Origin of the sequence: Campylobacter ureolyticus, assembly GCF_027277485.1 — a bacterium.
Classification (GTDB): Bacteria; Campylobacterota; Campylobacteria; order Campylobacterales; family Campylobacteraceae; genus Campylobacter_B; species Campylobacter_B ureolyticus_B.
Window position 1 is genome coordinate 44,226 of sequence record NZ_JAPXGQ010000001.1, and the last position, 26,900, is coordinate 71,125.

At 30.1% G+C, this 26,900-nt stretch carries 32 protein-coding genes; 15 read left to right on the plus strand and 17 right to left on the minus strand.

Going from position 1 to position 26,900, the window contains the following annotated elements; all coding sequences use genetic code 11:
* Nucleotides 1-32: 32 nt before the first annotated feature.
* The gene (locus O6B72_RS00215; RefSeq protein WP_016646107.1) at nt 33-1,370 is read right to left on the minus strand and encodes an acetyl-CoA carboxylase biotin carboxylase subunit; all 1,338 of its coding nucleotides are present in this window, start codon (nt 1,368-1,370) and stop codon (nt 33-35) included.
* Nucleotides 1,370-1,816, minus strand: a complete 447-nt coding sequence (gene accB, locus O6B72_RS00220; protein ID WP_050333537.1) for an acetyl-CoA carboxylase biotin carboxyl carrier protein — start codon at nt 1,814-1,816, stop codon at nt 1,370-1,372. The genes O6B72_RS00215 and accB overlap by 1 nt, the downstream gene beginning before the upstream one ends.
* Before the next feature lie 167 nt (nt 1,817-1,983).
* Here accB and dcd point away from each other — a divergent pair, with 167 nt between their 5' ends.
* The 5 genes from dcd to O6B72_RS00245 all read left to right on the plus strand — a co-directional run bounded on the left by dcd (nt 1,984) and on the right by O6B72_RS00245 (nt 8,161).
* Complete coding sequence (gene dcd / locus O6B72_RS00225; RefSeq protein ID WP_269479409.1) at nt 1,984-2,544, plus strand: dCTP deaminase; 561 nt, start codon at nt 1,984-1,986, stop codon at nt 2,542-2,544.
* 129 nt (nt 2,545-2,673) lie between these two features.
* The gene (topA, locus tag O6B72_RS00230) at nt 2,674-4,746 is read left to right on the plus strand and encodes a type I DNA topoisomerase (protein WP_269491897.1); all 2,073 of its coding nucleotides are present in this window, start codon (nt 2,674-2,676) and stop codon (nt 4,744-4,746) included.
* A gap of 29 nt (nt 4,747-4,775) precedes the next feature.
* Nucleotides 4,776-5,927 carry a cation:proton antiporter gene (locus O6B72_RS00235; RefSeq protein WP_050333505.1) on the plus strand — a complete coding sequence of 384 codons (1,152 nt, stop codon included), beginning with the start codon at nt 4,776-4,778 and terminating at the stop codon, nt 5,925-5,927.
* A gap of 53 nt (nt 5,928-5,980) precedes the next feature.
* Nucleotides 5,981-7,300, plus strand: coding sequence for a citrate synthase (locus O6B72_RS00240; RefSeq protein WP_024962663.1), 1,320 nt, complete (start codon nt 5,981-5,983; stop codon nt 7,298-7,300).
* A gap of 48 nt (nt 7,301-7,348) precedes the next feature.
* Entirely contained in the window at nt 7,349-8,161 is an 813-nt protein-coding gene (locus tag O6B72_RS00245; RefSeq protein ID WP_269491898.1) for a 3'(2'),5'-bisphosphate nucleotidase CysQ family protein, read from the plus strand.
* 40 nt (nt 8,162-8,201) lie between these two features.
* Here O6B72_RS00245 and O6B72_RS00250 read toward each other — a convergent pair whose 3' ends face one another.
* Genes O6B72_RS00250 through O6B72_RS00265 form a run of 4 tightly spaced genes read right to left on the minus strand, consistent with a single transcriptional unit; the run spans nt 8,202 to nt 11,020 of the window.
* Nucleotides 8,202-8,585, minus strand: a complete 384-nt coding sequence (locus O6B72_RS00250; protein WP_101637291.1) for a hypothetical protein — start codon at nt 8,583-8,585, stop codon at nt 8,202-8,204.
* The gene (locus tag O6B72_RS00255; protein ID WP_269491899.1) at nt 8,575-9,387 is read right to left on the minus strand and encodes a hypothetical protein; all 813 of its coding nucleotides are present in this window, start codon (nt 9,385-9,387) and stop codon (nt 8,575-8,577) included. The genes O6B72_RS00250 and O6B72_RS00255 overlap by 11 nt, the downstream gene beginning before the upstream one ends.
* The gene (locus O6B72_RS00260) at nt 9,384-10,157 is read right to left on the minus strand and encodes a UDP-N-acetylmuramate dehydrogenase (RefSeq protein WP_269491901.1); all 774 of its coding nucleotides are present in this window, start codon (nt 10,155-10,157) and stop codon (nt 9,384-9,386) included. Before O6B72_RS00260 ends, O6B72_RS00255 begins: the two co-directional genes overlap by 4 nt.
* Nucleotides 10,151-11,020, minus strand: a complete 870-nt coding sequence (locus O6B72_RS00265) for a menaquinone biosynthesis family protein (protein ID WP_269491902.1) — start codon at nt 11,018-11,020, stop codon at nt 10,151-10,153. Before O6B72_RS00265 ends, O6B72_RS00260 begins: the two co-directional genes overlap by 7 nt.
* A 100-nt stretch (nt 11,021-11,120) precedes the next feature.
* Between O6B72_RS00265 and recA the strand changes: the two genes are divergently transcribed.
* From recA to thiD, 4 genes are read left to right on the plus strand one after another with little or no spacing between them, the layout of a single operon-like run.
* Nucleotides 11,121-12,164 carry a recombinase RecA gene (recA, locus tag O6B72_RS00270; protein WP_114675104.1) on the plus strand — a complete coding sequence of 348 codons (1,044 nt, stop codon included), beginning with the start codon at nt 11,121-11,123 and terminating at the stop codon, nt 12,162-12,164.
* Nucleotides 12,157-13,410, plus strand: a complete 1,254-nt coding sequence (eno, locus tag O6B72_RS00275; protein ID WP_269491959.1) for a phosphopyruvate hydratase — start codon at nt 12,157-12,159, stop codon at nt 13,408-13,410. The genes recA and eno overlap by 8 nt, the downstream gene beginning before the upstream one ends.
* Nucleotides 13,411-13,416: 6 nt before the next feature.
* On the plus strand, nt 13,417-13,656 hold the full coding sequence (locus tag O6B72_RS00280) for a hypothetical protein (RefSeq protein WP_269488646.1): 240 nt from the start codon (nt 13,417-13,419) through the stop codon (nt 13,654-13,656).
* 7 nt (nt 13,657-13,663) lie between these two features.
* The gene (thiD, locus tag O6B72_RS00285; RefSeq protein ID WP_269491903.1) at nt 13,664-14,422 is read left to right on the plus strand and encodes a bifunctional hydroxymethylpyrimidine kinase/phosphomethylpyrimidine kinase; all 759 of its coding nucleotides are present in this window, start codon (nt 13,664-13,666) and stop codon (nt 14,420-14,422) included.
* A 34-nt stretch (nt 14,423-14,456) separates the two neighbouring features.
* Here thiD and O6B72_RS00290 read toward each other — a convergent pair whose 3' ends face one another.
* The 8 genes from O6B72_RS00290 to O6B72_RS00325 all read right to left on the minus strand — a co-directional run bounded on the left by O6B72_RS00290 (nt 14,457) and on the right by O6B72_RS00325 (nt 18,890).
* Nucleotides 14,457-14,975 (minus strand): cysteine hydrolase family protein, encoded by a 519-nt coding sequence (locus O6B72_RS00290; RefSeq protein ID WP_269486958.1) that lies wholly within the window; start codon nt 14,973-14,975, stop codon nt 14,457-14,459.
* A 56-nt stretch (nt 14,976-15,031) separates the two neighbouring features.
* On the minus strand, nt 15,032-15,901 hold the full coding sequence (locus tag O6B72_RS00295; RefSeq protein ID WP_114675102.1) for a sulfate/molybdate ABC transporter ATP-binding protein: 870 nt from the start codon (nt 15,899-15,901) through the stop codon (nt 15,032-15,034).
* Entirely contained in the window at nt 15,898-16,566 is a 669-nt protein-coding gene (gene modB / locus O6B72_RS00300) for a molybdate ABC transporter permease subunit (RefSeq protein ID WP_114675101.1), read from the minus strand. Before modB ends, O6B72_RS00295 begins: the two co-directional genes overlap by 4 nt.
* 39 nt (nt 16,567-16,605) lie before the next feature.
* Entirely contained in the window at nt 16,606-16,992 is a 387-nt protein-coding gene (locus tag O6B72_RS00305; protein WP_114675021.1) for a TOBE domain-containing protein, read from the minus strand.
* Nucleotides 16,993-16,994: 2 nt separating this feature from the next.
* Nucleotides 16,995-17,732, minus strand: coding sequence for a molybdate ABC transporter substrate-binding protein (gene modA, locus O6B72_RS00310; RefSeq protein ID WP_114675100.1), 738 nt, complete (start codon nt 17,730-17,732; stop codon nt 16,995-16,997).
* Nucleotides 17,733-17,804: 72 nt separating this feature from the next.
* The gene (locus O6B72_RS00315; protein WP_114675022.1) at nt 17,805-18,224 is read right to left on the minus strand and encodes a TOBE domain-containing protein; all 420 of its coding nucleotides are present in this window, start codon (nt 18,222-18,224) and stop codon (nt 17,805-17,807) included.
* A gap of 182 nt (nt 18,225-18,406) precedes the next feature.
* On the minus strand, nt 18,407-18,664 hold the full coding sequence (locus O6B72_RS00320) for a hypothetical protein (RefSeq protein WP_114675023.1): 258 nt from the start codon (nt 18,662-18,664) through the stop codon (nt 18,407-18,409).
* Entirely contained in the window at nt 18,654-18,890 is a 237-nt protein-coding gene (locus O6B72_RS00325; RefSeq protein ID WP_114675024.1) for a hypothetical protein, read from the minus strand. The genes O6B72_RS00320 and O6B72_RS00325 overlap by 11 nt, the downstream gene beginning before the upstream one ends.
* A gap of 111 nt (nt 18,891-19,001) precedes the next feature.
* Here O6B72_RS00325 and O6B72_RS00330 point away from each other — a divergent pair, with 111 nt between their 5' ends.
* Nucleotides 19,002-19,511: a type II secretion system protein gene (locus tag O6B72_RS00330; RefSeq protein WP_114675097.1), complete on the plus strand. Its 510-nt coding sequence runs from the start codon at nt 19,002-19,004 to the stop codon at nt 19,509-19,511.
* Nucleotides 19,512-19,850: 339 nt separating this feature from the next.
* Here the strand turns inward: O6B72_RS00330 and O6B72_RS00335 are convergent, their stop codons facing one another.
* Together O6B72_RS00335 and O6B72_RS00340 are read right to left on the minus strand one after the other, a co-directional pair.
* A complete protein-coding gene (locus O6B72_RS00335) occupies nt 19,851-20,351 on the minus strand; it encodes a type II secretion system protein (RefSeq protein ID WP_269491904.1) in 501 nt (166 codons plus the stop codon).
* A 155-nt stretch (nt 20,352-20,506) separates the two neighbouring features.
* The gene (locus O6B72_RS00340) at nt 20,507-21,565 is read right to left on the minus strand and encodes a tyrosine-type recombinase/integrase (RefSeq protein WP_114675098.1); all 1,059 of its coding nucleotides are present in this window, start codon (nt 21,563-21,565) and stop codon (nt 20,507-20,509) included.
* A 113-nt stretch (nt 21,566-21,678) separates the two neighbouring features.
* Between O6B72_RS00340 and O6B72_RS00345 the strand changes: the two genes are divergently transcribed.
* Entirely contained in the window at nt 21,679-22,188 is a 510-nt protein-coding gene (locus tag O6B72_RS00345; RefSeq protein ID WP_114675097.1) for a type II secretion system protein, read from the plus strand.
* Between the two features lie 860 nt (nt 22,189-23,048).
* On the opposite strand, the gene nusA is transcribed toward O6B72_RS00345, so the two are convergent.
* Nucleotides 23,049-24,134 (minus strand): transcription termination factor NusA, encoded by a 1,086-nt coding sequence (gene nusA, locus O6B72_RS00350; RefSeq protein WP_269491906.1) that lies wholly within the window; start codon nt 24,132-24,134, stop codon nt 23,049-23,051.
* 159 nt (nt 24,135-24,293) lie between these two features.
* Between nusA and O6B72_RS00355 the strand changes: the two genes are divergently transcribed.
* From O6B72_RS00355 to O6B72_RS00370, 4 genes are all read left to right on the plus strand, one after another.
* Nucleotides 24,294-24,536, plus strand: coding sequence for an HP0268 family nuclease (locus tag O6B72_RS00355; protein WP_016646130.1), 243 nt, complete (start codon nt 24,294-24,296; stop codon nt 24,534-24,536).
* Nucleotides 24,533-25,831: a tRNA (N6-isopentenyl adenosine(37)-C2)-methylthiotransferase MiaB gene (miaB, locus tag O6B72_RS00360; protein WP_269491907.1), complete on the plus strand. Its 1,299-nt coding sequence runs from the start codon at nt 24,533-24,535 to the stop codon at nt 25,829-25,831. Before O6B72_RS00355 ends, miaB begins: the two co-directional genes overlap by 4 nt.
* A complete protein-coding gene (locus O6B72_RS00365) occupies nt 25,812-26,441 on the plus strand; it encodes a lysophospholipid acyltransferase family protein (RefSeq protein ID WP_269491908.1) in 630 nt (209 codons plus the stop codon). Before miaB ends, O6B72_RS00365 begins: the two co-directional genes overlap by 20 nt.
* A gap of 225 nt (nt 26,442-26,666) precedes the next feature.
* Entirely contained in the window at nt 26,667-26,894 is a 228-nt protein-coding gene (locus O6B72_RS00370; RefSeq protein WP_269491910.1) for a type II toxin-antitoxin system RelE/ParE family toxin, read from the plus strand.
* The last annotated feature ends 6 nt before the right edge of the window (nt 26,895-26,900 follow it).

The following is a 26,900-nucleotide window of genomic DNA, read 5'->3' on the forward strand; positions in this document are numbered from 1 at the left end:
TAGATTAAGCCGATATCAACATCGGCTTAATCTTAGTAATATTTTGTCAGATAATTTGTATCAAATTTATTATTTGCAAAATCAGCACTTTCCATCATATTCAAATGGAAATTTCTAGTTGTTTTAATGCCTTGAATAATAAGCTCATCCAAAGCAACTCTCATCTTAGCAATTGCTTTTTGCCTAGTGTCTGCATGGACTATAAGTTTTCCTATCATACTATCATAAAATGGGGGAACACTATATCCTTCATAAATATGACTATCAAACCTAACATTTCTACCATTTGGAGCTATAAATTTAGTTATTTTTCCAGGATTTGGCGCAAAACTTTTTGGATCTTCAGCTGCTATTCTGCACTCTATTGAATGCCCTCTAAATTCTATTTCATCTTGACTAGGAAGTTTTTCACCTTGAGCTATTCTTATCATCCACTCAACCATATCAAGACCACTTACCATTTCACTTACGCAGTGTTCAACCTGAAGTCTTGTATTCATCTCTATAAAATAAAACTCTTTTGAATCTTGATCGTATAAAAACTCAAAAGTTCCAGCACCATAATAACCTATAGCCTTAGTTGCTGCTATCGCAGTTTCATGAAGTTTTTCTCTTGTTTTTTCATCTAAAATTGTAGCAGGAGTTTCTTCGATTAATTTTTGATGGCGGCGTTGCATAGAACAATCTCTTTCGCCAACATGAATTACATTTCCATGCTCATCACCTAAAATTTGAACTTCAACATGACGAGGATTTGTAATATATTTTTCAATATACATTGAGCCATTTCCAAAAGCACTTAATGCCTCACTTTCAGCTGCCCAAAAATTTTTTTCTAAATCTTCACCTTTTGTAACCAGTCTCATTCCTCTTCCGCCGCCACCAGCTGCTGCTTTTAAGATAACTGGGTAACCCATTTCATTTGCTAATTTTCTAGCCTCTTCAACGTCTTTTAAAACGCCATCACTTCCAGGAATTACAGGAACTCCTGCTCTTTTCATAAAGCTTTTTGCCTTTGATTTATCACTCATGAGTGCCATGGCTGATAAATTTGGTCCTATAAATTTAATGCCTTCTTTCTCGCAAATTTCAACAAAGGTTTGATTTTCACTCAAAAAACCATACCCTGGGAAAATAGCATCTGATTCGCTAATTTGAGCTGCTGTCATAATCGCAGGTATATTTAAATAGCTATCACTACTTCTAGCAGGCCCAATACAAATACTTGCATCAGCATATTTTACATAAAGCGCATCTTTATCCGCGGTTGAATAAACAACAACAGCTTCTTTTCCCATTTCTTGTATGGTTCTTAAAGCTCTTAATGCTATCTCACCGCGATTTGCAATAAGAATTCTTTTAATCTCCATTATAATTTCTCCACCTCAATAATTGCCATACCAAACTCAACTGGCTGGCCATCGGCAACTAATATGTTTGAAATTCTACAGTCAAACTCAGCCTCTATTTCATTCATTATTTTCATGGCTTCGATTATGCCAACAACATCACCTTTTCTAACAGTTTGTCCAACTTTTACAAAAGGCGCTTCACCAGGACTTGGCGCAATATAAAAAGTTCCTACCATTGGCGAGTTTATAGTATCTTTTGAGGATTGTTGTTTATTTTGTTCACTATTTACAACAACATTGATTGGTGGTTGCGGTGCTGGTGTTGGGCATGCTTCAGGTGTAGCATCATTTGACTCACAAGTTTTTCTAAGTTCTATCTCAAAATCGCCCTCTTTTAATCTCATACGACCAATTCCTGTACTTTCAAAGTACTTCATAAGTTCTTTAATTTCTTCTGTTTTCATAATTTTACTCCAAATTTAAATTTAATGGTAATTTCTATTTTATCTAATTTTAGTGAAATTTAATATTAAATTTAGATAAACAATATTTTTAAGATTTAAATTTAGTATTTTTATAAAAATTAAATTTTGCTATAATTAACTTTTAAATTTGATATTTAAGGGTAGAAATGGGACTTAAAAGCGATAAATGGATAAAAGAAAAAAGCTTAAAAGATGAGATGATAAAGCCATTTTGCGAAGAAAATGTTGGACTTGGCGTAATAAGCTATGGACTTTCTAGCTATGGATATGACATAAGAGTTGCAAATGAGTTTAAGATTTTTACAAATATCGGTGGAACGGTTGTTGATCCAAAAAATTTTGATGAAAAAAATGTGGTTGATTTCGTAGGTGATATCTGCATAGTTCCACCAAATTCATTTGCACTAGCTAGAACAGTTGAGTATTTCAAAATGCCTGAAAACGTTTTAGCAATATGCCTTGGAAAAAGTACATATGCAAGATGTGGAATAATAGTAAATGTTACTCCATTTGAGCCTGGATTTGAAGGACATATAACAATTGAAATATCAAACACAACCCCACTTCCTGCTAAAATTTATGCAAATGAGGGAATTGCTCAGGTGTTATTTTTAGAAGGCGATGAGCCGTGCGCTGTAAGCTATGCTGATAAAAAAGGAAAGTATCAAAACCAAAAAGGAATAACTCTTCCAAGAATTTTAAAATAGATTAAAAAATTTTGAAAATATTTTAAATTTAAAAACTAGTGAGACGGTTTGTAAAATCTGACTTTTTTAAAATAAAATTAATCTTTTTTGCATATACTAATGGGAAAATTAAAAATTTAGGGTTTGAATATGAAAAATTTAGTTATCGTTGAGTCTCCTGCAAAAGCAAAGACTATAAAAAAATTTTTAGGAAAAGACTATGATGTTATCGCATCAGTTGGGCATATACGAGATCTTCCAAAAACAACTTTTGGAATAAAAATAGATGGAAATAAATTTGAACCCGAATATAGAATTAGCAGCGATCACTCAAAAGTCGTTAAAGAGATAAAAGAAAAAGCAAAAAAAGCAGAAAAAATTTACCTTGCAACTGATGAGGATAGAGAAGGTGAAGCTATTGCATATCATATAGCAATGGCAATTGGAAAAGATCCATTATCACTTCCAAGAATTGTTTTTCACGAAATTACAAAAGATGCTATTTTAAATGCTGTTAAAAATCCAAGAACTGTTGATATGGATAGTGTAAATGCTCAACAAGCTAGAAGGCTTTTGGATAGAATCGTAGGATATAGACTAAGTCCACTTTTAAATCAAAAAATTCAAAAAGGACTAAGTGCTGGTAGAGTTCAAAGTGCCTCTTTAAAATTAGTTGTTGACAAAGAAAGAGAGATAAAAGCCTTTAAGCCAGTTGAATACCACAGCATCGACGCTATTTTTAAAGAAGATTTAGAAAGTGAGTTTATCGAGTTTAATGGCAAAAAAATGGAAAAATTAAGTGTTAAGAATGAAAAAGAGGCTAAAAATATAGTTGAAATTTGTAAAAACGAAACATACAAAATAAGAGAAATTGAAAGCAAACAAAGAAAAACAAATCCACAGCCTCCATTTATGACCTCAACTTTACAACAAACCGCGAGTTCAAATTTAAGCTTTAGCCCAAGAAAAACTATGATGATAGCTCAAAGTCTCTATGAAGGAGTTAATACTCCAAATGGCGGAGCGATAACATATATGAGAACTGATAGTTTAAATTTATCAAAAGAAGCTGTTTTTAAAGCAAGAGATTTAATAAAAAAGGATTTTGGAGATAAATACTTACCAAAAAAGGCAAACATTTATACCACTAAAACAAAAGGAGCTCAAGAAGCTCACGAGGCTATTCGCCCAACTGATTTAAGCTTTACACCGCAAATGGCAAATCAAACTCTTCCAAAAGATGAAGCAAAGCTTTATGAGCTTATTTATAACCGTTTTTTAGCCTCTCAAATGACACCAAGTGTTAGCGAGATACAAAATGTTTTTGTATCTGGTAAAAAAACCGAGTTTAAAATAAATGGTAGAAAAGTATTATTTGATGGATTTTATAAAGTTTATGGAGCAAGTGATAAAGATAAAATTTTACCAAATTTAAAAGTTGGAGATGAAATGTTTTTACAAAAAATTTCATCAAAACAAAATTTTACTGAGCCTCCTGCAAGATATAGTGAAGCAAGTTTAATTAAAAAACTTGAAAGCCTGGGCATTGGCAGACCTTCAACTTATGCCCCAACTATTTCACTTTTATCATCTAGAAAGTATGTAGAAGTTCAAAAAAGACAACTAATTCCAACTGAAATAGCATTTAAAGTAATAGAAGTTCTAGAAGAGAATTTTGAAAGTATCGTTGATAGTAAATTCACCTCACAAATGGAGGAAAAACTTGACAATGTAGCAGATGAAAAAAGTGATTGGCAAGAAATTTTAGCAAATTTTTATTATCCTTTTATGGAAAAAATAGAAGATGGTAAAAAGAATATAAAAAGTCAAAAAATAGCTATCCCAATAGATGAAAAATGCCCTGATTGTGGCGGTGAACTTGTAAAAAGAAGTGGAAGATTTGGTGAGTTTATAGCATGTTCAAATTTTCCAAAATGTAAATATAGTAGAAATTTAAGCACCGATAAAAAAGAAAAAAAAGAGCCTGTTAAAATAGGCGTAAAGTGTCCAAAATGCGGTGGAGAAATCGTAGAAAGATTTTCAAAAAGAGGCAAATTTTATGGATGTCTTAACTATCCAAAATGTAAATTTATAAGCAATTACGAACTCACAAATGAAGCATGCCCAAATTGTGATAATAAACATTTAATTAAAAAAGAACTTAAAAGCGGAACATTTTTAGAATGCACTGAGTGCAAATATAAAAGAAAAATTGATGCTTAAACTAAAAATTTTTAAATTTTAGGATAAAAATGCAAGCGGTTTTAATACTTTTGGCACTTTCCTTTGTGATATTTGCCTCACCCTATATATCGGCTTTAATCAAGGTTCCAATTTCAGCAACTGAGATAATTTTAGGGATTTTACTTGGAACTTTGGGATTTTTACCACCAAATGAGTTATTTAAAGATGTGGCAGATATAGGATTTTACTACCTTATGTTTTTAGCTGGAACAGAAGTTGATCTTAAAATTTTTATAAATGCAAAAAAAGGTGTTCTTAAAAATTCTACTCTATTTTTAGGACTTCTGTATATTTTCTCTATAATTGCAGTTTATACTTTTGGATTAAGTGAGCTATTTATAGTAATAATTCCAGTGATGAGTGTAGGAATTCTCTCAACATTATATAAAGAGTATGGTAAAAATGAAAATTGGTTAAATTTAGCAATGCTTGTTGGAGTTATAGGAGAGGTTTTAAGCATAGCAATTTTAACACTTTTAAACGCTTATACAAAATACGGCCTTGATATAAAATTATTTGTAAATTTAGGTGCTTTAGCTGGATTTTTAATAGTAACCACACTTATTTTTAGATGGTTAGATGTTCTTTTTTGGTGGTATCCAAATCTTAAAAAAATAATAATGCCACAATTTGATAAAAATGAAAAAGACATAAGATTTTCTATCGCTATGCTTTGTCTAGTTATCGCGGTTGTAGTTATTTTGGATATAAAAATAATAATTGGAGCATTTATAGCAGGAACTTTTATACCGACATTTTTTAGCCACAAAAAAGATCTTCCTGAAAAACTCTCATCTTTTGGATATGGCTTTTTAGTCCCAATATTTTTTGCTTATATTGGCTCAACTGTAAATTTGAATGCGCTTTTAATCCCAGGGGTTGTTAAAAATGTAATATTTTTAACTATTTTAATGATTGTAGTTAGGCTTTTAAGTTCTGTTGTAATGGTAAAAAACCTAGGCTTTAAACAAAGTTTTTTATTTGGAATTTCTTTATCAATTCCTCTAACCTTGCTCATTGCAACTGCAACAATTGGGCATGAAACAAACTATATAAGTGATAAAATTTACTACGCTTTAGTCCTAACAAGTATATTTGAAGCAATAGTTGGAATAACTCTAATAAAAATTATAAAAAATATTTATTCATTAAAAAAATAATTTTTTAATGAGAATTTAGGTATCATTTACAAAATTAAATTTAAGGAGCAAGGATGTCAAATACCGTAACACTAACTGACAATAGAAATGGTAAAAGCTATGAATTTAATGTCCTTGATGGCACGCTTGGTCCATCAGTTATAGACATTTCAGATTTATATAAAAAAACAGGGCTTTTTACATTTGATAAAGGCTATACTTCAACTGCAATGTGTAGCTCAGAAATAACATTTATAGATGGAGAAAAAGGCATTTTAAAACACCGTGGATACGATATTGCATGGCTTGCTGAAAACAAACTTTTTTTAGATGTAATTCATCTTCTTTTGCATAAAAAACTTCCTAACGAAGATGAACTTAATGCTTTTAGAAAAAAACTAAAAACAAAATCTTTTATAAATGAAAGAATGATAGCTTTATTTGATGCATTTCCTGACAAAGCCCATCCTATGGCAGTTTTACAAGCCTGTATAGCAACACTTAGCACATATTATAAAAGAGATATGAACTATGATGATCCAGATGAATATATGGAATTAGCTGAAAGACTTGTAGCTAAAATGCCAACATTAGCAGCATTTTATCACCGTCACGCAATGGGATATCCACTTATCTATCCAGATCTAGATCGTGGTTTTACAGAAAATTTCCTTTATATGATGAGAGCCTTTCCGCACTCACATGTTGATATAAAACCAATAGAAGTAAAAGCTTTAGATACAGTTTTAATGCTTCATGCAGATCATGAACAAAATGCTTCAACTACGACAGTTAGAACAGTTGCATCAACTCATTCTCATCCATATTCTTGTATAAGTGCGGGCATTGGTGCTCTTTGGGGACACGCTCATGGAGGAGCAAATGAAAGTGTTATAAGACAGCTTGAAGCCATTGGAAGTGTTGACAATGTGGATAAATATATAAAAAGAGCCAAAGATAAAAATGATCCATTTAGATTAATGGGCTTTGGTCATAGAGTTTATAAAAGCTATGATCCAAGGGCCAAGGTTTTAAAAGGCTTAAGAGATAAATTGATGAATGAGCTTGACATCGACTCAAATTTAATTAAAATTGCCAATAGGATAGAAAAAATTGCGCTTGAAGATGAATATTTTGTAAGTAGAAATTTATATCCAAACGTTGATTTTAACTCAGGTCTTATCTTAAGGGCATTAAAAATTCCAACCGATATGTTTGCAGTTATGTTTGTTATCGGTAGAGCACCTGGATGGATGGCTCAATGGATGGAATTAAAAGAACAAACAAGTAAGATTGTTCGTCCAAGACAGCTATACTTAGGCGAGACAGATGCTTTAAAAACTCATCATGAAAATTTACAAAAAACAAAAATTGAATATTCAGGAAAACAGTAATTTTGAATAAATTTGTAAATTTAACGCAATTAAAAGCTAGGAAAAAGCATGAATGAGCTTTTAAACCTAGCTAAAATTGCTGCATTAAATGCTGGAAAAGAAATACTAAAACACTACAATGATTACAAGGTTATTAAAAAACCTGATAACTCTCCGTTAACTTCAGCTGACCTTGCTGCAAATGAAGCTATTTTTAAAATTTTAGGAAAAACTGGGATTGAAATTTGTTCTGAAGAAAGTATTTTAGAAGCAGATAAAATGGGAGAAAATGACACTTTTTGGCTTGTTGATCCATTAGACGGAACACGTGATTTTATCGCAAAAAATGGTGAGTTTTGTGTCTGTATCGCACTTATAAAAAACTCTCGTCCAATTTTATCTGTAATTTTTATACCAACTAAAAATGAACTGTTTTATAGTGCTGGAGACAATAAGGTATTTATAAATGATGAACTTATAAAACCAAATTCAAACTATATAACTCCAAATGTACTTCTACTTGGAAGAAGTGGAATGGGAAAAAGACGCATAGCTTTAGCAAAGAATTTTGGACTCAGCTTCAAAAGAGTTGGCTCAGCAATTAAGTTTTGCCAAATTGCAAAAAGCCAAGCTTTGCTTTATCCACGCTTTGGAGACAGCTATCTTTGGGATATTGCAGCGGGAGATTTTTTAGTTGTGCAAAGCGGCGGAATAATACTTGACTTAAAGACTAAAAAAAAGCCGCTTTATAATGGCAAAAAGCTCCTAAACTCACCATTCATTGCGATTGATAAAAATAGCATTCATTTAAAAGAGCAAATTTTAAAAAAAATTGATGAAATTCTTGCAAAAGAAAAATCTAATAATAATGCCACTTTTTAAAGTTTTTTCAAGCTTTTAGCAGCTAGCTAGATTTAAAAAACTATTCTTTAAAAACTGTTGTGACTACAAAATCTTGAATTTTTACTGTAAAATCTTCCTTTTTATAAGTTAAATTTCCACCCATTTGCATACATTCATCTTTTTCTGACTCAGTTAAAATTTTAGCTTTAATATCAGTTAAATTTATACCTAAAACTCGCTCAATATAGCGTAAAATTGCATGCTCACTGAAAATTATCTCATTACCAGAAATTAATTTTTCAAGCCTTTCGTCAATATTTTTTATCTTTGAATTTAGACTTGTTAATTCATCTTGTTTTTCTTTTGTAACCTTTTTTAAAATTTCTCTTTGTGAGACTAATTTTTGCCTTTGAGTTTGAAGATATTTTAATTCATTTGATTTTTTTATGCTTTTATTTGACATCGTTTTTATATCCTAAATTTTGAAGTTTTTTCATAGAATTTTGATCACCCAAATATTTAAATGTCATATATAGGTAGTTTAAATTATTAGGATTAAGTCCTTTTTCGACTACTTTTTCAGTTAAATTTAGCCAAAAAGCGCAGTGTGTTTTATATTTTTGTGAGTTTAGTAGATTTATAAGCTCTTTTGAGCGTGGAGTTTTGATATTTAAGGCTATATTTTCATCTCTAAAAATCTTGGTAAAACAAAACCAAATATCCATTCCAAGGCGATCATATATAGAGCAATTTTTATCAAGCAGATACTCAAAAACTTTAATTTCATTATTTGCTAAAGCCAAATTTAAAAGCCCATTATCCTCGTAGAAAAAAATTGTCTCTTTACCCAAACCCTCATCAAAAAGCTGATTTAAAATCTCAATAGTTTTACTCTCGCTTATGTTTTTATTATTTATAACAAAAGCTGCATAAATACCAAATTTAAAGACTCTTTCATCGGCGCAAAAAAGCATATCTTCTATCAAGATATTATTTGTAGTTCTGTAGTTTTCCGTAAGAGGACTAATGCCTTTGATATCGTTTTTAAAACTAAGTGATCTATTACTTCCCAAAATCTCCAAAATTCTGTTCTCATCATTATTTTCAATAGCTTTATTTAAATCATCTACGCTAAATTTATGACTGCTTTTTCTAAACTCATATTTGGAACAATTAATATCTTCAAAATATAAACTTTTAAGTTCATCGTAAGTAAAAGCATTTAAATTTAGAGTTAGAAAAATTAAAAGCACTATCTTTTTCACAATATCACAACCTCAGTTTCCAAATTTACACCAAAGTTTTCAAAAACTCTTTTTTTAGCTAAATTTATCAAATATAAAACCTCATCAAATGTGCCACCACCATAGTTAATAAGAAAATTTGCATGCTCTTGGCTAAACCCACAGTTTCCGATTTTATAGCCTTTTAAACCACATTCATCGATTAATTTACCAGCGCTTAATCCTACTGGATTTTTAAAACAACTTCCAAAACTATTTCCACGCGGTTGATTTGCTCTTTTTTTTGAAATTTCAACGCTTAAATTCTCATCAAAGCCTTTTAAAATTCTAAATTTGGCACTTTTTATAACGCCTTTTATCTTGCTTTTTCGATAAGAAAATTCTAATTCATCTTTTTTAAACTCACTAAAATTTGTCAAAACACTTATTAAATTATTAGAAATTTCATATCCTAAAAGTCCGGCATTCATGGTTATTAATCCACCTAATGTTCCAGGAATTCCTTTTAGAAACTCAAAATTTGCTAAGTTATTTTTTTTTGCAAAATTGTAAATTTTAGCACTTTTTGTCAAGGCACCAATTTCTAAAATTTCACCATCAAATTGAATGTAATCAAATTCGCTGCTTAAAATACCTAACCTTGGTGGATTTTGTGAGATTAAAATGTTATTTGCACCACCAATTATAACTCCATTAAACTCATCAAAATCTCCACTTAAAACTTCTACTTTAAAAACTCCACCTATTTTAATAGAACTAAATTTACTAAAGTCAATTTTTTTAACTAGCAAAATCTAAAATCTCTATATTCAGTTGGTATTAGCGAAGCAAATGCATCAACTTTTTCTTTATAAAATCCGTACTTATAGCCTATCTCAAATAGTTTATTTACAGCTTTTAACTGAATTTCACTCATTGAAACTGAAGTATCATTTGCATATAAATTCAGATATTTATCTAGCTTTTTATCATCAACTCTAACCAAATTGCGTTCAATCAGCATTTTGCTTAAAAGAGTTTTATGCTTTGTGGCAATTTCAACCGCCTTTGTTAAAACTCTTTGACACTCTATGGCATCTGTTAAAGGCAAACTTCTTCTAAGTGCCATTCCACCAAGTGGCAAAGGTAAATTTTCATCACCTCTTAGCTCCTGCCAAATGTCCCAAATTTCTCTTTCAACTTCTAAATTTTCATTAAATTCTAAAATACTTTCATGTATCAAAACTCCGGCATCAACTTCACCATTTAAAACTGCATTTTCAATCTCTAAAAAGTTTTTATAAACCGGTCTAGCATCTGGATAAGCTATTTTAAAAAGTAAGGCATTTGTAGTATGCTCACCACTTAGTGCAACTTTAAAGTTTTTTTTAAGTTTTATTCCTTTTTTCTTTATGAGTTTTGGACCATATCCCTCACCAAAACTAACCGCTGTTTTTAAAAGTGCATAGTCACTTACAATCAACGGATAAGTGCTAAAACTTATCGCACAAACATCATATTCGCCATTTAATGAAGCTTTATTTAAAGTCTCTATATCATCGGCCTTGTTTTTAAAACTTAAAATTTCACTATCAACCCAGCCAAATTTAATAGCCATATACATAAAAATATCATCTGCATCCGGAGAGTGTGCTACGGATATATTTTTTAACATAAAAAAATCCTTTATTAGTTTTAAACTAGTATAATATATTTTTACTTACCTTAAAGTAAAATTTCATTATAATACGTAAATTTAATAAAAAGGCAAACAAATGGATGAGAAAAAGAAAAAAGCACTTGATTTAGCCCTGAAGCAAATCGATAAATCATTTGGCAAAGGCACACTTCTGAGGCTTGGAGATAAAGAAGTTGAGCCAATTGATAGTATCTCAACAGGATCTCTTGGACTTGATATAGCTCTTGGAATTGGTGGTGTTCCAAAAGGTAGAATAATCGAAATTTATGGACCAGAAAGTAGTGGTAAAACAACTCTTACACTTCACATTGTAGCTGAGTGCCAAAAACAAGGTGGAGTTTGTGCATTTGTTGATGCAGAACACGCTCTTGATGTAAAATATGCTGCAAATTTAGGCGTAGATACTGAAAATTTATATGTTTCACAGCCTGATTTTGGTGAGCAAGCCCTAGATATAGTTGAAACACTAGCAAGAAGTGGCGCTGTTGATTTGATCATTGTTGATAGTGTCGCAGCACTTACTCCAAAGACTGAAATTGAAGGAGATATGGGCGATACTCATGTTGGACTTCAAGCAAGACTTATGTCTCAAGCCCTTAGAAAGCTTGCTGGAGTTGTGCATAAAATGGGCACAACTGTTGTATTTATAAATCAAATTAGAATGAAAATAGGAATGGTAGGCTATGGTTCACCAGAAACTACGACAGGCGGAAATGCACTTAAATTCTACTCATCTGTAAGACTTGATGTAAGAAGAATAGCAACTTTAAAACAAAATGATCAAAGTATAGGAAACAGAGTAAGAGTAAAAGTTGCAAAAAATAAAGTAGCTCCACCATTTAAACAGGCTGAATTTGACATAATGTTTGGTGAGGGAATTAGCAAAACTGGTGAAATAATTGATTATGGTGTAAAGCTTGACATCATTGACAAAAGTGGTGCTTGGTTTAGCTATAAAGCCGATAAACTCGGTCAAGGAAGAGAGAACGCAAGAAATTTCTTACTACAAAATCCAGAAATTTCAAAAGAGATAGAAAATCAAATTTTAGAACACTTGGGAGAACAAGGAATTCTATCAAGTGGCGATGATGACGAAATACAGGAGCAAAATGATGATTAGTATAAGTGATGTTTACGCAAACGAAGTTTTAGATAGCAGGGGAAATCCAACTGTCAAAGTAAGTATTTACCTAAGCGATGGAACAAAAGCCGATGCAATCGTGCCAAGTGGTGCAAGCACAGGTAAAAAAGAAGCGCTTGAATTAAGAGATGGTGATAAAAAAAGATTTGGCGGCAAAGGTGTTTTAAAAGCGTGTGAAAATGTTAAGACTACAATTGCTGATGGCATTATAGGACTTGATCCTTTTGATCAAGAGTTTTTAGATTCAGTTTTACTTGAACTAGATGCTACAAAAAATTACTCAAAACTAGGAGCAAATGCAACTTTAGGTGTATCTATGGCCGTAGCAAAAGCAGCGGCAAAAAGCTTAGATTTACCACTTTATAGATACTTAGGTGGTGTAAATGCTAGTATTTTACCAACTCCAATGTTTAATATCATAAATGGTGGAGCTCATGCAAATAATAGTGTTGATTTTCAAGAATTTATGATAATGCCTTTTGGATTTAAAACTTTTAATGATGCCCTAAGAGCTGCTGCTGAAATTTATCAAAATTTGAAAAAACTACTTAATGATCTTGGACACAGTACTGCAGTTGGTGATGAGGGAGGATTTGCTCCAAATTTAAAAGACAATGAAGAGCCTATTAAATTAATACTAGAAGCTATTAAAAAATCAGGCTATGAGCCTGGAAAAGAGATAAAAATAGCTCTTGATGTTGCCTCAAGTGAACTTTTTAAAGATGGTTTTTACCACTTAGAAAATAAAAAATTTACATCAGATGAATTAATAAGTAGATATGAAGATTTATGTAAAAAATATCCGATTTACTCTATAGAAGATGCACTTGATGAAGATGATTGGGAAGGTTGGAAAAAACTTACTAAAAAACTTGGAGATAAAGTTCAACTTGTTGGAGATGATCTATTTGTAACAAATGAAGAGATTCTAAGAAAAGGTATAGAAGATGGTGTTGCAAATGCAATATTAATAAAACCAAATCAAATTGGCACTTTAACTCAAACTCTAAAGGCCATAAGATTAGCCCATAGAAATGGTTATAAGACCATTATAAGCCATAGAAGTGGTGAAAGTGAGGATAGCTTTATAGCTGATCTTGCAGTAGCTGTAAATGCAGGCCAGATAAAAACAGGCGCAACAGCAAGAAGCGAAAGAAATGCTAAATATAACCGCCTGCTTGATATCGAAGAGATAACAGATGAATATCTAGGAGATAAAATTTAAAATTTTATGAAATTTTATAAAATTAAACTTATTTGCAAGGTATTTGTAGCCGTTATTTTAGTGATAGTACTTGGTATTCATATAGGAGATGGACTATTTGGCAATCGTTCTTATATAGTTTTAAAAAATCTCCAAAGCCAAAAAGCTTTTCTTTATAAAGACATTATAAGACTTGAAGAAGAAAACGCAAAACTTCAAAAAATCTATTTAGAAAGGGCTTCTTTAAGCCCTGATTATAATTTATAGGGGTTTTATGAAAACTATTTTAATAATAGCAGGAAGTGATAGTGGTGGTGGAGCAGGCATCCAAGCAGATATTAAAACAGCTGAATATTTTAAAGTTTTTAGCACAACAGCTATCACAGCAGTTACAGCTCAAAACAGCCTTGGAGTAGAAGCCGTTTTTGATATACCTACTGATTTTATACAAAAACAACTAGATGCTATTACAAAAGATTTTAAAATAAATGCCGTTAAAATAGGAATGCTCTCAAATAAAGATGTAATTGATCTAACCTATGAGTTTATAAAAGATCTTAAAATTCCTATTGTATTAGATCCTGTTTTTATCTCAAAAGCTGGTTCAAAGCTAATGAGTGATGAAAACATAACTCATTTAAAAAAGCTTTTTAAATTTACAACAATTTTAACACCAAATCTACATGAGGCAAAGAAGCTTTTTGAACAAGATTTTAACAACAAGTTGGAATTTCAAATACCATGCAATACAGTTATAAAAAATATTAAAGATAATGATTTAAGCATAGATAAGCTTTATTATAAAAATGGTTTAATTAAAGAATTTAAAACTAAATTTATAGATAGTACAAACCTACATGGGACAGGGTGTTCGTTTTCAACTGCAATTGCTGCAAATTTAGCTCTTGGAAAAAATATAGAAGAAGCGATTTTATTGGCTAAAAACTACATTTATAATGCTATAAAATTTGCTCCAAAACTAGGAAATGGAAAAGGTCCAATAAGACATAATCTAAATGGATTTATGTCTTAAAATTTAAAAATTCTTACTACTAAATTTGATAAATTTATATTACCTCTATATGTAAATTTTGCATCACTTTAAAAGCCATCTCTTGCATTTTCAAATTTGCTGATGATGTAGCTTTTTTATCAACTAAAATTTTACTTTTTGGACTTGCAGCTTTTGCAATAATTGCATTTGATATCACGCAAATATCACTTACAAGACCACAAATTTCAATACTTTCATAAGTAAAAGGTTTATTTTCTATAAAATGCAAAAGTTCTTTTGAGGCAAAAGTTTCTTTCTCAATACAGGGATAGTTTTTAGAAATTTCTTTTATCTCTCCATAAATTTCATGCCCAAAAGTGCCTTTTACGCAGTGTTTTATAGGAAGATACTCACCTTCAATTGTGCTTAAATAATCATCCTCATGAGTATCTAAAGTAAAAATAATATCATCATTTTTATACTCATTTATTTTTTCTAATATAACTTTTTCTAACTCTTTAGCCTTTTCAAAGCCCAAACTTCCACAAACAAAATCATTTTGAAAATCAACAACAACTAATAATCTTTTCATTTTTATTCCTTTTTTCAAAATTTTATATAAATTTACCAAAATTTTATAAATACTTCTTACAAAACATCTTGCTTTTCAAAAGTCTTACTTATATTTAGATTAAATGCTTTTGAGCTTATTGTTATTTCATCTCCAATTTTAAGTCCAAGATCACTTGCTAATGCAACTTGTGTAATTTGCTGACCAACTGAAACAGTGGCTATAAAAATTGTATCAATTTTTTCTAGATTTAACAGGGTACCTGAAAATGCAAATTTTTGACTTCCACTTGTTTTTAGTAAAATTTCTTTTGGAGTGCCCTTTTTAATGATTTTTCCATTTTTTAAAACAAACATATAATTTGCAAGTTTATAAATTTCATTTGGATCATGGCTTACTAAAATAGTGGTTGTTTTAAACAAATCTTGAATTTTTGAAATTTCATCTTGAAGTCTAGCTCTAAGATGTGGATCAAGTGCTGAAAGTGGCTCATCAAGAAGCAAAAGCTTAGGCTTTCTCATCATTGCCCTACCAAGCGCAACGCGTTGCTTTTGTCCTCCACTTAAATTTGTAGGATATCTATCTTTTAAACTCATAAGCCCCAACATATCTAAAAGCTTATTGCAATGATTTATATCTTTTTCTACAAACAAAAAATTATCTTTTACGCTTAAATTCTCAAATAAGGCATAATCTTGAAAAACAAAGCCAATTCTTCTTTTTTGTGGGCTTAAAAATATCTTTTCATCTTGCCAAATTTCATTATCAACTTTTATAAAACCATTTGCTTTTTCAAGTCCAGCAAGGCATCTTAAAATAGTTGTTTTACCACTCCCACTTTCTCCGCTTAAAGATATAAAACTTCCACTTTTAAAGCTAATTTTTACATTAAGCTCCATATTTTCATTGACACCAAAAAGCTCTTTTTTTAAACTAAACTCTATCATTTTTTAGCCTTTTGATTAAACAAATATACACTTAAAAGCACTATAAAACTCATAACTAACATTATAAAACTATAAATATGAGCTGATTTAAAATCTAAAATTTCACTAAACTCATATATAGCTATGCTAGCTACTTTAGTCTCTCCGCTTACTCCGCCCCCAACCATCAAAACTATACCAAACTCTCCAATTGTGTGAGCAAAAGTAACAACTAACGCTGTCAAAAGAGATGGTTTTATGTTTGGCAGAGCTACTTTAAAAAGTGTTGTAAATTTACTTTTTCCACTCAAATATGAAGCTTCGATAACATTTTTATTTAAACTTTCAAAACCACTTAAAAGTGGTTGAAACATAAAAGGAAGTGAATAAATACAACTTGCAAAAACAAGTCCCAAAAAAGTAAAAACTAACTGAATTCCAAAATGTTCGTATAAAAAGCCACCTATGAGGGAATTTTTTGAAAATGCAAAGAGGATGTAAAAGCCCATAACCGTAGGTGGCAAAACTAGTGGCAACGCACAAATACTTTGAATAAGTGGCTTAAATTTACTTTTACTTTGGCTTAAATTCCAAGCAAAAGGAAGAACCACGAAAAAAAGCACTATGGTTGTGATCAAAGCTAATTTTAAAGAAACTATAAAAGGAGTAAAATCTAACCCTTGCATAATTTTATCCTTGAATTTAAACTTTTAAATCTCATTAGCTCACACCACAAACATATCTGTTGCTTTTACTAAAAAAGTAGCCTCATCGCCACTTTTTAAATTTAGTCTTTTGGCTGAGTTTGTAGTTATTAAACTTATTATCTCAACATTACTGTTTTTGTAAATGCCACAAATTTTAGTTAAAATGTCACCAATTTCAACCAAATTTATAATTACTTTTATTTGATTTGAATAGCTTAAAGTATCGCATTTACCGACTAAAACTGCAACAACGCTTTCTTTAAAGCCTATCTCAATCTCATCACCTATATCAAAATCAGCGCTTAACATTACAAGACTAAGACTTCCTATGCAAGTATCTAAAAAGAGGTGAGATAAATCCCCACACTCTTTTATCTTGGTAACTTTTGCTTTTATTTTATTCATTTTTATTCGTAGCCAAACTCGGCAAATATAGCTTTTGCTCTATCGCTTTGGATAAATTTAAAAAACTCTTTTGCCAACTTATCGTTTTCATGCCCTTTTAATAAAATCATACCTTGATCAAGTGGTGTATAAAGTGCTCTATCAACCTCTACGAAATTTTCATCTTTTTTATACTTATCTTTTCCCACCAAGCCTGATTTTGGGATAAAGCCAATATCAGCTGCACCTGAAATAACATGTGGCATAACACCTGATATACTTTGTGCATAGACAAGTTTTTTCTCTATATCATTGTAAATTCCAGCATTTTCAAATGCCTCTTTTGCTGCAATTCCATAAGGTGCGGTTTTTGTATTGCCAACTGAGATTTTTTCTATACTTTTATCTTTTAAAAGATTCATAACATCGCTTAAATCTCTTTTTTTATCACTAAATGCAACTAAAACACCTCTTGTATAAGGAACCGCTTGGCCACTTGCACTAAAACCTTTTTCATTCAAGTCATTTGCAAATTTCATATTTGCCGCCATAAAAATAGCATAGTCCGCACCTGCTTGAATTTTTGCACTAAGCTGACCACTACTTCCAAGATCTGCTACAACATTATCGCCTTTTCTATCTTTTAAAAACTCTGTTTTTAGTTCCTCAAAAACATAGCCGATATTTGCCGCAGCAGCTATTTTAATCTCAGCTGCACTCAAAATACAAACACTAAAAGCTAACACTAAAAATTTTTTCATCTCTATCCTTTCTTATTAGATATTAAAATTTATAAGTAATTTTGCAAAATTTACAAATAAACCAATTATATTTTACTCCACACCAACCATAACTTCGCTTGATTTTATAACAGCACTTGCCTCATTGCCTACTTTTAAATCAAGTTTTTTAACTGAGTTTAAGGTAATAATTCCTGTAATTATCTCACCATCACCTAAATCAAGGCAAACTTCTGCATTAACTTCGCCTTTTTTAATTGAAACAATTTTTCCTTTTAATACGTTTCTAGCACTGATTTTAAGCTCACCCAAACCAAACATTATCGAGCTTGATTTAATAATGGCAAAAACTTCATCATTTGGTTTTAAATTTAGATTTAAAGCTGAATTTTTTGTGATGATAGATGTTATCTTTGCACCATTTGATAGCTTTAAAACAACTTCTTCATTAACAGCTCCAGGAGTTAAACTCTCTACTTTACATTTAAGTATATTTCTAGCACTAATTTTCATCTTAAATTCCTTTTTAAACTTAAAATTTATTTAAGTTAGTTTAGCTAAAAATATCTTAACTTTAAATTAAAAGTTGATTATATTTAAGTAAATTTAAACTTTTTAGATGAAATTTTAGTTAAATTAGATTTTAGTTCTTATAATTGGTAATTTAATTTTTGGAAAGTTTTCGTCATTTGTTATTATTGCGCTTGAGTTGGTGTTTTTAGCGCAAATATATTGTTGCAAATCTTCAAAATCAGCTTTTTGTTTTCTTCCAGCATATTAATTGCTTCTAAAATGTCTTTATTTTTTATCTCATAAACTTCAAAAAGATCAGTTTTGTAAAAGTCTTTTATAAAACTATCTATCTTTTTTGCTGTTGCTTTGCTAAAAACTCTATCTTCAAAAAGCTCATCAAGTAAGATATTTGTATCTAAAAATAGTTTTTTATTTGCCATATTTTTTTTCTAAATATAAATTATATTCGTACTCATCACCACTACCTGATATCTTATGTCTATGTTTTTTTGCAAATTCTAATCTATTGTTTATCTTTTTACTTGTTGGGCTATCATTAGATAAAGTTTTAAATTTTTTAGCTTTTTCTAAAAATAAATTTGCTATATCGATAAGATCTTTTTCATCACTTGGCAATTCAAATGAAAATTTTATCATAGCTTGCATTTCATCTCCTTATCTTTAAGTTTATTATATCAAAGTCTATTAAAATTTATATTTAAATTTTATTTTTTACATAAGGGTATGTAAAGTGAAATAAAATTTAAGGAGAAAGCCATGAAAAAAGGTTTTACAATGATTGAGTTGATCTTCGTGATCGTAATTTTAGGTATTTTAGCAGCAGTTGCTATTCCAAGACTAGCAGCTACAAGAGATGACGCAGAGATAGTAAAAGTAGGAACAAATATGACTACTATCATAAGTGACTTAGGTTCATACTATACTTCTCAAGGTAAGCTTTCAACCGACATTAAAGAAATGACAAACGTTCAACTTGCTAATGCTAAAGGTCTAGAAGGTGATTTAATGACAGCTGGAAAAGCTTGCATTCACTTTAAAGCAACAGATTATGATGAGAAAACAAAGAAACCAGCTACTTTAGCAGTTACAAAAGGTAAAGGTTCAGCTGAGAAAATTTGTAAAAAAGTATATGATTTAGCTTCAATTAATGCAATCTTAGAAGGTAAGTTTAAATATCCTGCATACAATGCTACTACTCAGGAATACACAGATACAGATAGTGGTAAAGGTGAAGTTGCTATCAGTGGTATAGGTGTAAAATTCTAAGTCTAGTTCTTAACTAGCTTTAAAACCTCGGGAGCTTTCTCGAGGTTTTTTTAATTAATCAATTAAAAAATATAAATATCATATATCTTTCAAAGTATTTTAAATTTTTACTTTATTTAATTTTTGCTATTACAGACTAATTTCATAAATAAATATTTTATCTTAGTATTTTGTGACAAAATTTTAAAGATTTTCATTGTTTAAAACAACTATTAAATTTAACAAGTTTTTATTTATAATAAAAGTAATTAATTAGTATTCGAAAGTTTTAATATTTTAGTTTAAATTTAAGAAAGCCCCGAGAAATCTCTCGAGGCTTTAAAAGTTTAGATAATAAACTTATCTAACTACTGGAATACCGCTTACGATTAATCCAGGAACAGTTGCTGATGCACCAGTAGCATTATCTATATAGCTAGCTGTAGCACTAGTTAATGCAGTAAATGCTGGATCAGCTTGTATCTTAGCACATAAACCAGTTGTATTTGTGCCATTTGCTACTGTAATATAAGCTGGAACAGTACCAGTAGCACCAGTAGCAGGAACATCTGGAACCAATGTTACACTAATGCAAGGTTGACCACCAGCATTCATAGCTGATGTTAAGCCAGTAGGAGTTACTAGTTGAACATTTGTCATATCAGCTAAGTTTGCTGCAAATTGTCCTTGTGAAGTATAGTATGAACCAACATCTGAAACTAATGTATTAATATTAGTTACAGCTTTTGCAATCTCTGCGTCATCTCTTGTAGCTGCTAGTCTTGGGATAGCAACTGCTGCTAAAATACCTAAAATTACGATCACGAAGATCAACTCAATCATTGTAAAACCTTTTTTCATGGCTTTCTCCTTAAATTTTATTTCACTTTACATACCCTTATGTAAAATGTTGAAAGAATTGTAGCACATTTTTAATCTAAATGCAAATTTTAGCTTTAAAATGCCATAAATAGGTATTATAAAATTTTTTATTTATTTAAAGTTTACAAAAATTTTTAAAAATTCATAACTTTTTCAAGTGCTAAAATCTCTTTTTTATCAAAAAAATAGTGCGAGTATGTTTGGTGGATTTGAGTTAAGTTTGAGTGACCTAAATTTTTTGCTATAAAAATTGGAGAAATGTTGTTTTTAAGTAAAATTGTAGTGTAATAATGCCTTGTTATATGCAAACCAAAACTCCTAAATTTAAGCTTTTTAAGAAGTTTTTTAAATTCATAATAAATTTGAAAATAATCCTTTGTAAAAAGTGTATCGCTTTTTAAATTTAAAAGATCTATTTTTAAAAAATCTTTTAACTTTTTTGGGATTAAGACTACTCTTTGGTTTCCATTTTTTGGACTTGTGAGTTCATAACGCGTTTTGTTTTTATTAATACTTATATATGAGTTTTTTAAATTTAAATCTTCTCTGTTTAGTGCAAGTATCTCACCACTTCTAGCACCTGTATAAAAGGCAATATATAAAAAGCGTTTAAGCTCGCTAGTTGCGTTAGATAGAAGTGTTTTTATCTCGTTTATGGCTGGTAGGCTTTTTTGTTTTTTATAAAGTTTTGGCTTTTTTATAAGAGTTAGTGGGTTTTGCGTGATTAGATGAAGTGCTTGAGCTTTTTTAAAGGCAAGATTTAAATACGAGATTATTAAATGGATAGTTTTGGGCGATAAAGAAGCTTTTTGCATTTTAAAAATTGCAGTTTGAAGCTCATCTGGCAAGTAGGACGCAATAGCCTTATCACTTATAAAATCAAAAATTCTTTTATATGCATAAGATGCTGATTTAATGGTAGTTTGTTTGGAGCAAAGAGATAAATTTTGCATAACTTTAAGGCAAATTTGACTAAGTAGTTTTGAGTTATTTTTCGTTGGTTTGCTTTTTGAAATTTGCTTTAACGGGGATTTTATTTTAATTAAATAAAGCTTTTGAAATATTGGCAAAAGCGTGCTTTGTGCATATTTTAAGTTTTCTTTATTATATGTAAGGTTTAGGGATTTTTTAATTATTTTTGAATTTGATAAAAATTCTAAATAAATTGTGTCGTTGTGGTTGATAAGTTGCATTTTATTTCCTTATTTTGGTTTTTTAAAAGTGTGAATTTTAGCTTAAATTTTAGTGATTTTTATGGTTTTTACATAAGGGTATGTAAAGTGAAATAAATTTTAAGGAGAAAGCCATGAAAAAAGGTTTTACAATGATTGAGTTGATCTTCGTGATCGTAATTTTAGGTATTTTAGCAGCAGTTGCTATTCCAAGACTAGCAGCTACAAGAGATGACGCAGAGATAGTAAAAGTAGGAACAAATATGACTACTATCATAAGTGACTTAGGTTCATACTATACTTCTCAAGGTAAGCTTTCAACCGACATTAAAGAAATGACAAACGTTCAACTTGCTAATGCTAAAGGTCTAGAAGGTGATTTAATGACAGCTGGAAAAGCTTGCATTCACTTTAAAGCAACAGATTATGATGAGAAAACAAAGAAACCAGCTACTTTAGCAGTTACAAAAGGTAAAGGTTCAGCTGAGAAAATTTGTAAAAAAGTATATGATTTAGCTTCAATTAATGCAATCTTAGAAGGTAAGTTTAAATATCCTGCATACAATGCTACTACTCAGGAATACACAGATACAGATAGTGGTAAAGGTGAAGTTGCTATCAGTGGTATAGGTGTAAAATTCTAAGTCTAGTTCTTAACTAGCTTTAAAGCCTCAAGAGATTTCTTGGGGCTTTTTAAAATCTGCTATTCATAAACAATTTGCTTTATCTCTCTTTTTATAAAAATAAAATTTTAAATACACGAAAACAAAATTAACCTTTCAAAATAACAATTAAATTTTTAAGAATTTCCATTTAATCACAACAAGTCTTTAATTAGTAAATATATGTCTTTTAATCAAAAAATATCTAATTTGCATTTTGACTATAAGCTTATATTTTACGCTAAAATATTTTAAATTTATAAAAGGAAATTCTATGCAAACAATACCTTAAAAACAAATGATGATTTTTTTAAAATAGTTGAAACTATAAAAATCTAGCTAAAAAAGAAAATGCATTATTTTTTAAGGATGAAAACGATGGATTAAACGTTGAAGATACAGCGAAATTTGAAAGTATTTTGGATAAATACTATAAGGGAAAATTAAAATCCATAAGCAAAGATAAACTCTCTGAAAAACTAGCAAAAAATGGCCATGTTTGGTAATAATATATAAATAGATTTAATTTAGAGCTAGAAAATATACTTGATTTTATTTCTTTAGGTAAATATTACTAGAGCCAACAAATTTGCAAATGATCTAAAATCTAAAATCCACACGATCAATTTTGTGTCTTACCACCTTCCTAAAAACAATTTACAAATAAAGAAAATATTAGAAATTTGATATTTAAAGACTATATCGTGCCATTTATTACCAGCTATAAAAATATAGAAATTTTAGGAATTTATAAACAAAATTTTCCAGAAGTCTTAAAAAATTAAAACATAAAAAAGCCAAAATTTTTAAATTTCAGCTTTTGAATTTTATAAATTTATTTTTTATCCAAAAAGTGACTTTAGATCTTTTACTAAGTCCTGACTATCATCAACTATTTTTTTACCATTTTCAACAAGCTGTATTTCAAGTCCTGTTATCATTGAAGCTAGGCGGATATTAATACCATCTTTTCCTATGGCTTTACTTTTTTGGTCGCTGTTTAAATGAACCATTGCTTTATTGCCATCTATTCTAACTGAGCTAATTATCGCAGGTGCCATGGCCCTTGATAGCATTATTTCAGGCTGAGCTGAATACTCTATAACATCAATATTTTCATTTTTTATCTCTTTACTTACTGCATCTATTCTTACACCTTTTACGCCAACTGTTGCACCTATTGGATCAATATTTGGAGATACGGAAGATAGTGCTACTTTTGCTCTACGTCCTGGAATTCTTGCACTTGCTTTTACTATAACACTTCCATCTTGAATTTCTGGAACTTGTGATTTTAGAAGTGCTTCTAAAAATTTTGGACTTGTTCTTGAAATTTCGATTCTAACGCCTCTTTTTTTATCTATAAAAACTTTTCTTATAACTGCTCTTACAACATCGCCTACTTTGAATTTTTCATCTTTTATTCTGTTTTTTCTAGGCATAAAAGCTCTTAAATCATCAAATTCTATATAAGTAGTCTCTTCCTCATCTATAAAAACAACATTTCCAAAAATTAAACTATCTACTTTTTGACTATATTTTTCATAGGCTTTTTCTTCTAAAAGCTTGTCTATGTGATAGTTTAGCTCTTTTGCTAAATTTGCAGATGCGGTGCGACCATAACTTTCTATATCTATTTGCGAGCTTAATTCATCACCTACTTCGGCACTATTGTCTATTTTTTTAGCATCACTTAATGAAACTGTGTGTGAGTCACCTTTATATTCACTATCTGCTACTATTAAAATTTTTTGAAAAAGATCTATTTTTTTAGAAGACTCATTAAAAATAGCATCATATTCATAGTTTTCTCCAAACATTCTTTTAGCCGTATTTATAAATGCAGTTTGAACTGTTTCTTTTACATCTTTTATCTCTAAATTTTTTTCATTTGCGATTGACTCGATTATATCGCCTATTTTTTCCATATTATTCCTTTTTTAACACTTATATTTCTTTGATTTAATTTTGAAAGGGTTCTAATTATACTATTTTTACTCTTTTGTTTTGTTTAAACGAAATTTTACATAAAATTTGATATACTCACAAATTCAAAATAGCAAAGGCAAAAAGTAAAAGGAGTTAAAATGGAGTTAAAAATAGCAAGAAGCGAGCTAAGCAAAGCTCCTAATAATATATCTTTAAGTGATATTGAAAAAGAAGTCGCCAAAACAGGTCAAAGAATATTTTATTTTGATAGAGAAAACCAACACAAAGACTTAATCGCTTTAATAGAGCATTTTAAGAAAAAAAATATGAGTGCTTATCTAAGAACTGTAAAATATGGTCTTGATGAAAATGAATTTATGTATGAGGTCCATATACTTTGAGTAAATTGCTGTTTATTCAAACTCTAGGTTGTGCGATGAATGTCAGAGACTCTGAACATATCATCGCAGAACTTAAAAAAGAAGATGATTATATTTTAACAGATGATATTTCAAAAGCGGACTTAATACTCATAAATACTTGTTCAGTTAGAGAAAAGCCTGTCCATAAGCTTTTTAGTGAAATTGGAGGGTATGAAAAAGTAAAAAAAGATGGAGCTAAAATTGGAGTTTTAGGCTGTACTGCAAGTCATTTAGGAAAAGAAATTTTTAAAAGGGCTCCGTATGTTGATTTTGTTTTAGGAGCCAGAAACACATCTAAGATTACAAAAGCTATAAATTCCCCAAAATTTATAAGCACAGATATTAATTATGATGATAGTGAGTATGCCTTTGGTGAGTTTAGAAGTAGTCCATATAAAGCTTACATTAACATAATGATAGGGTGTGATAAAAAATGTACCTATTGTATCGTCCCACAAACTAGAGGCGATGAAATCTCAATACCTTTAAATTTAATCTTAAATGAGGTAGAAAAAGTTGCAAGCAATGGTACAAAAGAGGTATTTTTACTTGGACAAAATGTAAATAATTATGGAAAAAGATTTTCAAGCTCTCATGAAAAGATTGATTTTAGTGATTTATTAGTAAAAATTAGCGAAGTTAAAGGAATTGAAAGAATTCGCTTTACAAGTCCACATCCGCTTCACATGGATGATAAATTTTTAGATGTTTTTACAAATAATAATAAAATATGTAAATCCATGCACATGCCTTTACAAAGTGGATCAAGTGCTATTTTAAAGGCAATGAAAAGAGGATATACAAAAGAGTGGTTTTTAAACAGAGCTTTAAAACTAAGAAAAATATGCCCTGAAGTTAATATAAGCACCGATATAATCGTAGCATATCCTGGCGAAAGTGATGCAGACTTTAACGATACAATGGAAGTTGTAAATGAAGCCCAATTTGAGCAAATTTTTTCATTTAAATTTAGTCCTCGTCCATTAACTCCAGCTGCCAATTTACCTCTAATTGATGATGAAATAGCTAGCAAAAGACTAACTTTTTTACAAAATAGACATAATAAAATTTTAGATAAAACAATGCAAAATCAAGTTGGAAAAATATTTGATGTTTATTTTGAAGAGCTTCGCCCAAATATGCAAGTAAGTGGTAGAAGTTTTTCAAATTTTAATGTTTTAGCTAATGGCACGGAAGAGCTTCTAGGTAAAACAAAAAAAGTTTTGATTAAATCTGCAAAAAGAATGGCTTTAGATGGCGAAATCATCTCTTAAGCTTTTTTTTATTAAATGGATAGCTTATCTCGTTATTTGGATAATCTATCTAACTTGCAAAAAAAAATTTACTCCTACAAATTTGCCCTCAAAACCTTGCGTAGTTGTTTTTTGGCATGGAAGACTTGCTATGATGAGCTTTGCTTATAGACATTGGTGGAGTAAAGCCTTTAATAAACAAAAGCAAGGCAAAGTTATCATTTCAGATCACAAAGATGGTGAGATCATCACTCAAATCATATCTAAATTTGGAATTGGTGCTATTAGAGGAAGTAGTTCAAAAGGTGGAGCAAGAGCTTTGATAAATGCTTTTAAAGAAATAAGAAATGGAGTTGATGTTATCATAACTCCAGATGGCCCAAGAGGTCCAAAACACAGTGTTGCCGATGGTGCGGTCATCATAGCTCAAAAACAGCACCTTGAAATTTATGCACTTAATTACGAAGCTAGTAGGTTTTGGCAGTTTAAAAGTTGGGATGAGATGATACTTCCAAAACCGTTTTCAACTATTTATTATAGTCTAAGTAAGCCTTTTAGCGTACAAAATTTAGAAATTGATATGGCAAAAGAAAAGATTAAAAATGAGCTTTTTAAACTGGCTGGAAAGTAAAAAATTTTTGATATAATACATAAAAAAGGGGAATTGTTATAAAAAATGGTGATGAAGCTTTTTTAAATGTCTTAAAAGCTATTGCAAAACTTTACCCAAAAGTTGAAATAAAACAAATTTCTTATGAGGACAAAATTCTCTCTATCCACGAAAAAACCATTAAAGACTATAAGGCTGGAAATATAAAAGCTTATGATAACATAAAAGATTTAAGAGCCTCACTTGATGAAATATAAAATCATCTACTCTAAAAATTTTAAAACATCTTTTAAAAAATTAACCGCGCAACAAAAAGATTTAACAATAAATTTATTAGAAAAACTAGCAAAAGATGAAACTTTAGATAAGAAATATAAAGACCGCCAATTAAAAGGAAAACTAAAAAATTTTAGAAATTGCCATATAATGTCAGATTTAGTTTTAACCTTTAGGCAGAAATCCCAACTGCTTTAGCGGTTG

Coding starts and splice junctions, on each gene's coding strand:
- O6B72_RS00215 (WP_016646107.1), bottom strand. CDS start 1,370: ATGGAGATTAAAAGAATTCTTATTGCAAATCGCGGTGAGATAGCATTA.
- accB (WP_050333537.1), bottom strand. CDS start 1,816: ATGAAAACAGAAGAAATTAAAGAACTTATGAAGTACTTTGAAAGTACA.
- dcd (WP_269479409.1), top strand. CDS start 1,984: ATGGGACTTAAAAGCGATAAATGGATAAAAGAAAAAAGCTTAAAAGAT.
- topA (WP_269491897.1), top strand. CDS start 2,674: ATGAAAAATTTAGTTATCGTTGAGTCTCCTGCAAAAGCAAAGACTATA.
- O6B72_RS00235 (WP_050333505.1), top strand. CDS start 4,776: ATGCAAGCGGTTTTAATACTTTTGGCACTTTCCTTTGTGATATTTGCC.
- O6B72_RS00240 (WP_024962663.1), top strand. CDS start 5,981: ATGTCAAATACCGTAACACTAACTGACAATAGAAATGGTAAAAGCTAT.
- O6B72_RS00245 (WP_269491898.1), top strand. CDS start 7,349: ATGAATGAGCTTTTAAACCTAGCTAAAATTGCTGCATTAAATGCTGGA.
- O6B72_RS00250 (WP_101637291.1), bottom strand. CDS start 8,585: ATGTCAAATAAAAGCATAAAAAAATCAAATGAATTAAAATATCTTCAA.
- O6B72_RS00265 (WP_269491902.1), bottom strand. CDS start 11,020: ATGTTAAAAAATATATCCGTAGCACACTCTCCGGATGCAGATGATATT.
- recA (WP_114675104.1), top strand. CDS start 11,121: ATGGATGAGAAAAAGAAAAAAGCACTTGATTTAGCCCTGAAGCAAATC.
- eno (WP_269491959.1), top strand. CDS start 12,157: ATGATTAGTATAAGTGATGTTTACGCAAACGAAGTTTTAGATAGCAGG.
- O6B72_RS00280 (WP_269488646.1), top strand. CDS start 13,417: ATGAAATTTTATAAAATTAAACTTATTTGCAAGGTATTTGTAGCCGTT.
- thiD (WP_269491903.1), top strand. CDS start 13,664: ATGAAAACTATTTTAATAATAGCAGGAAGTGATAGTGGTGGTGGAGCA.
- O6B72_RS00290 (WP_269486958.1), bottom strand. CDS start 14,975: ATGAAAAGATTATTAGTTGTTGTTGATTTTCAAAATGATTTTGTTTGT.
- O6B72_RS00295 (WP_114675102.1), bottom strand. CDS start 15,901: ATGATAGAGTTTAGTTTAAAAAAAGAGCTTTTTGGTGTCAATGAAAAT.
- modB (WP_114675101.1), bottom strand. CDS start 16,566: ATGCAAGGGTTAGATTTTACTCCTTTTATAGTTTCTTTAAAATTAGCT.
- O6B72_RS00305 (WP_114675021.1), bottom strand. CDS start 16,992: ATGAATAAAATAAAAGCAAAAGTTACCAAGATAAAAGAGTGTGGGGAT.
- modA (WP_114675100.1), bottom strand. CDS start 17,732: ATGAAAAAATTTTTAGTGTTAGCTTTTAGTGTTTGTATTTTGAGTGCA.
- O6B72_RS00315 (WP_114675022.1), bottom strand. CDS start 18,224: ATGAAAATTAGTGCTAGAAATATACTTAAATGTAAAGTAGAGAGTTTA.
- O6B72_RS00320 (WP_114675023.1), bottom strand. CDS start 18,664: ATGGCAAATAAAAAACTATTTTTAGATACAAATATCTTACTTGATGAG.
- O6B72_RS00325 (WP_114675024.1), bottom strand. CDS start 18,890: ATGCAAGCTATGATAAAATTTTCATTTGAATTGCCAAGTGATGAAAAA.
- O6B72_RS00330 (WP_114675097.1), top strand. CDS start 19,002: ATGAAAAAAGGTTTTACAATGATTGAGTTGATCTTCGTGATCGTAATT.
- O6B72_RS00335 (WP_269491904.1), bottom strand. CDS start 20,351: ATGAAAAAAGGTTTTACAATGATTGAGTTGATCTTCGTGATCGTAATT.
- O6B72_RS00340 (WP_114675098.1), bottom strand. CDS start 21,565: ATGCAACTTATCAACCACAACGACACAATTTATTTAGAATTTTTATCA.
- O6B72_RS00345 (WP_114675097.1), top strand. CDS start 21,679: ATGAAAAAAGGTTTTACAATGATTGAGTTGATCTTCGTGATCGTAATT.
- nusA (WP_269491906.1), bottom strand. CDS start 24,134: ATGGAAAAAATAGGCGATATAATCGAGTCAATCGCAAATGAAAAAAAT.
- O6B72_RS00355 (WP_016646130.1), top strand. CDS start 24,294: ATGGAGTTAAAAATAGCAAGAAGCGAGCTAAGCAAAGCTCCTAATAAT.
- O6B72_RS00365 (WP_269491908.1), top strand. CDS start 25,812: ATGGCGAAATCATCTCTTAAGCTTTTTTTTATTAAATGGATAGCTTAT.
- O6B72_RS00370 (WP_269491910.1), top strand. CDS start 26,667: ATGAAATATAAAATCATCTACTCTAAAAATTTTAAAACATCTTTTAAA.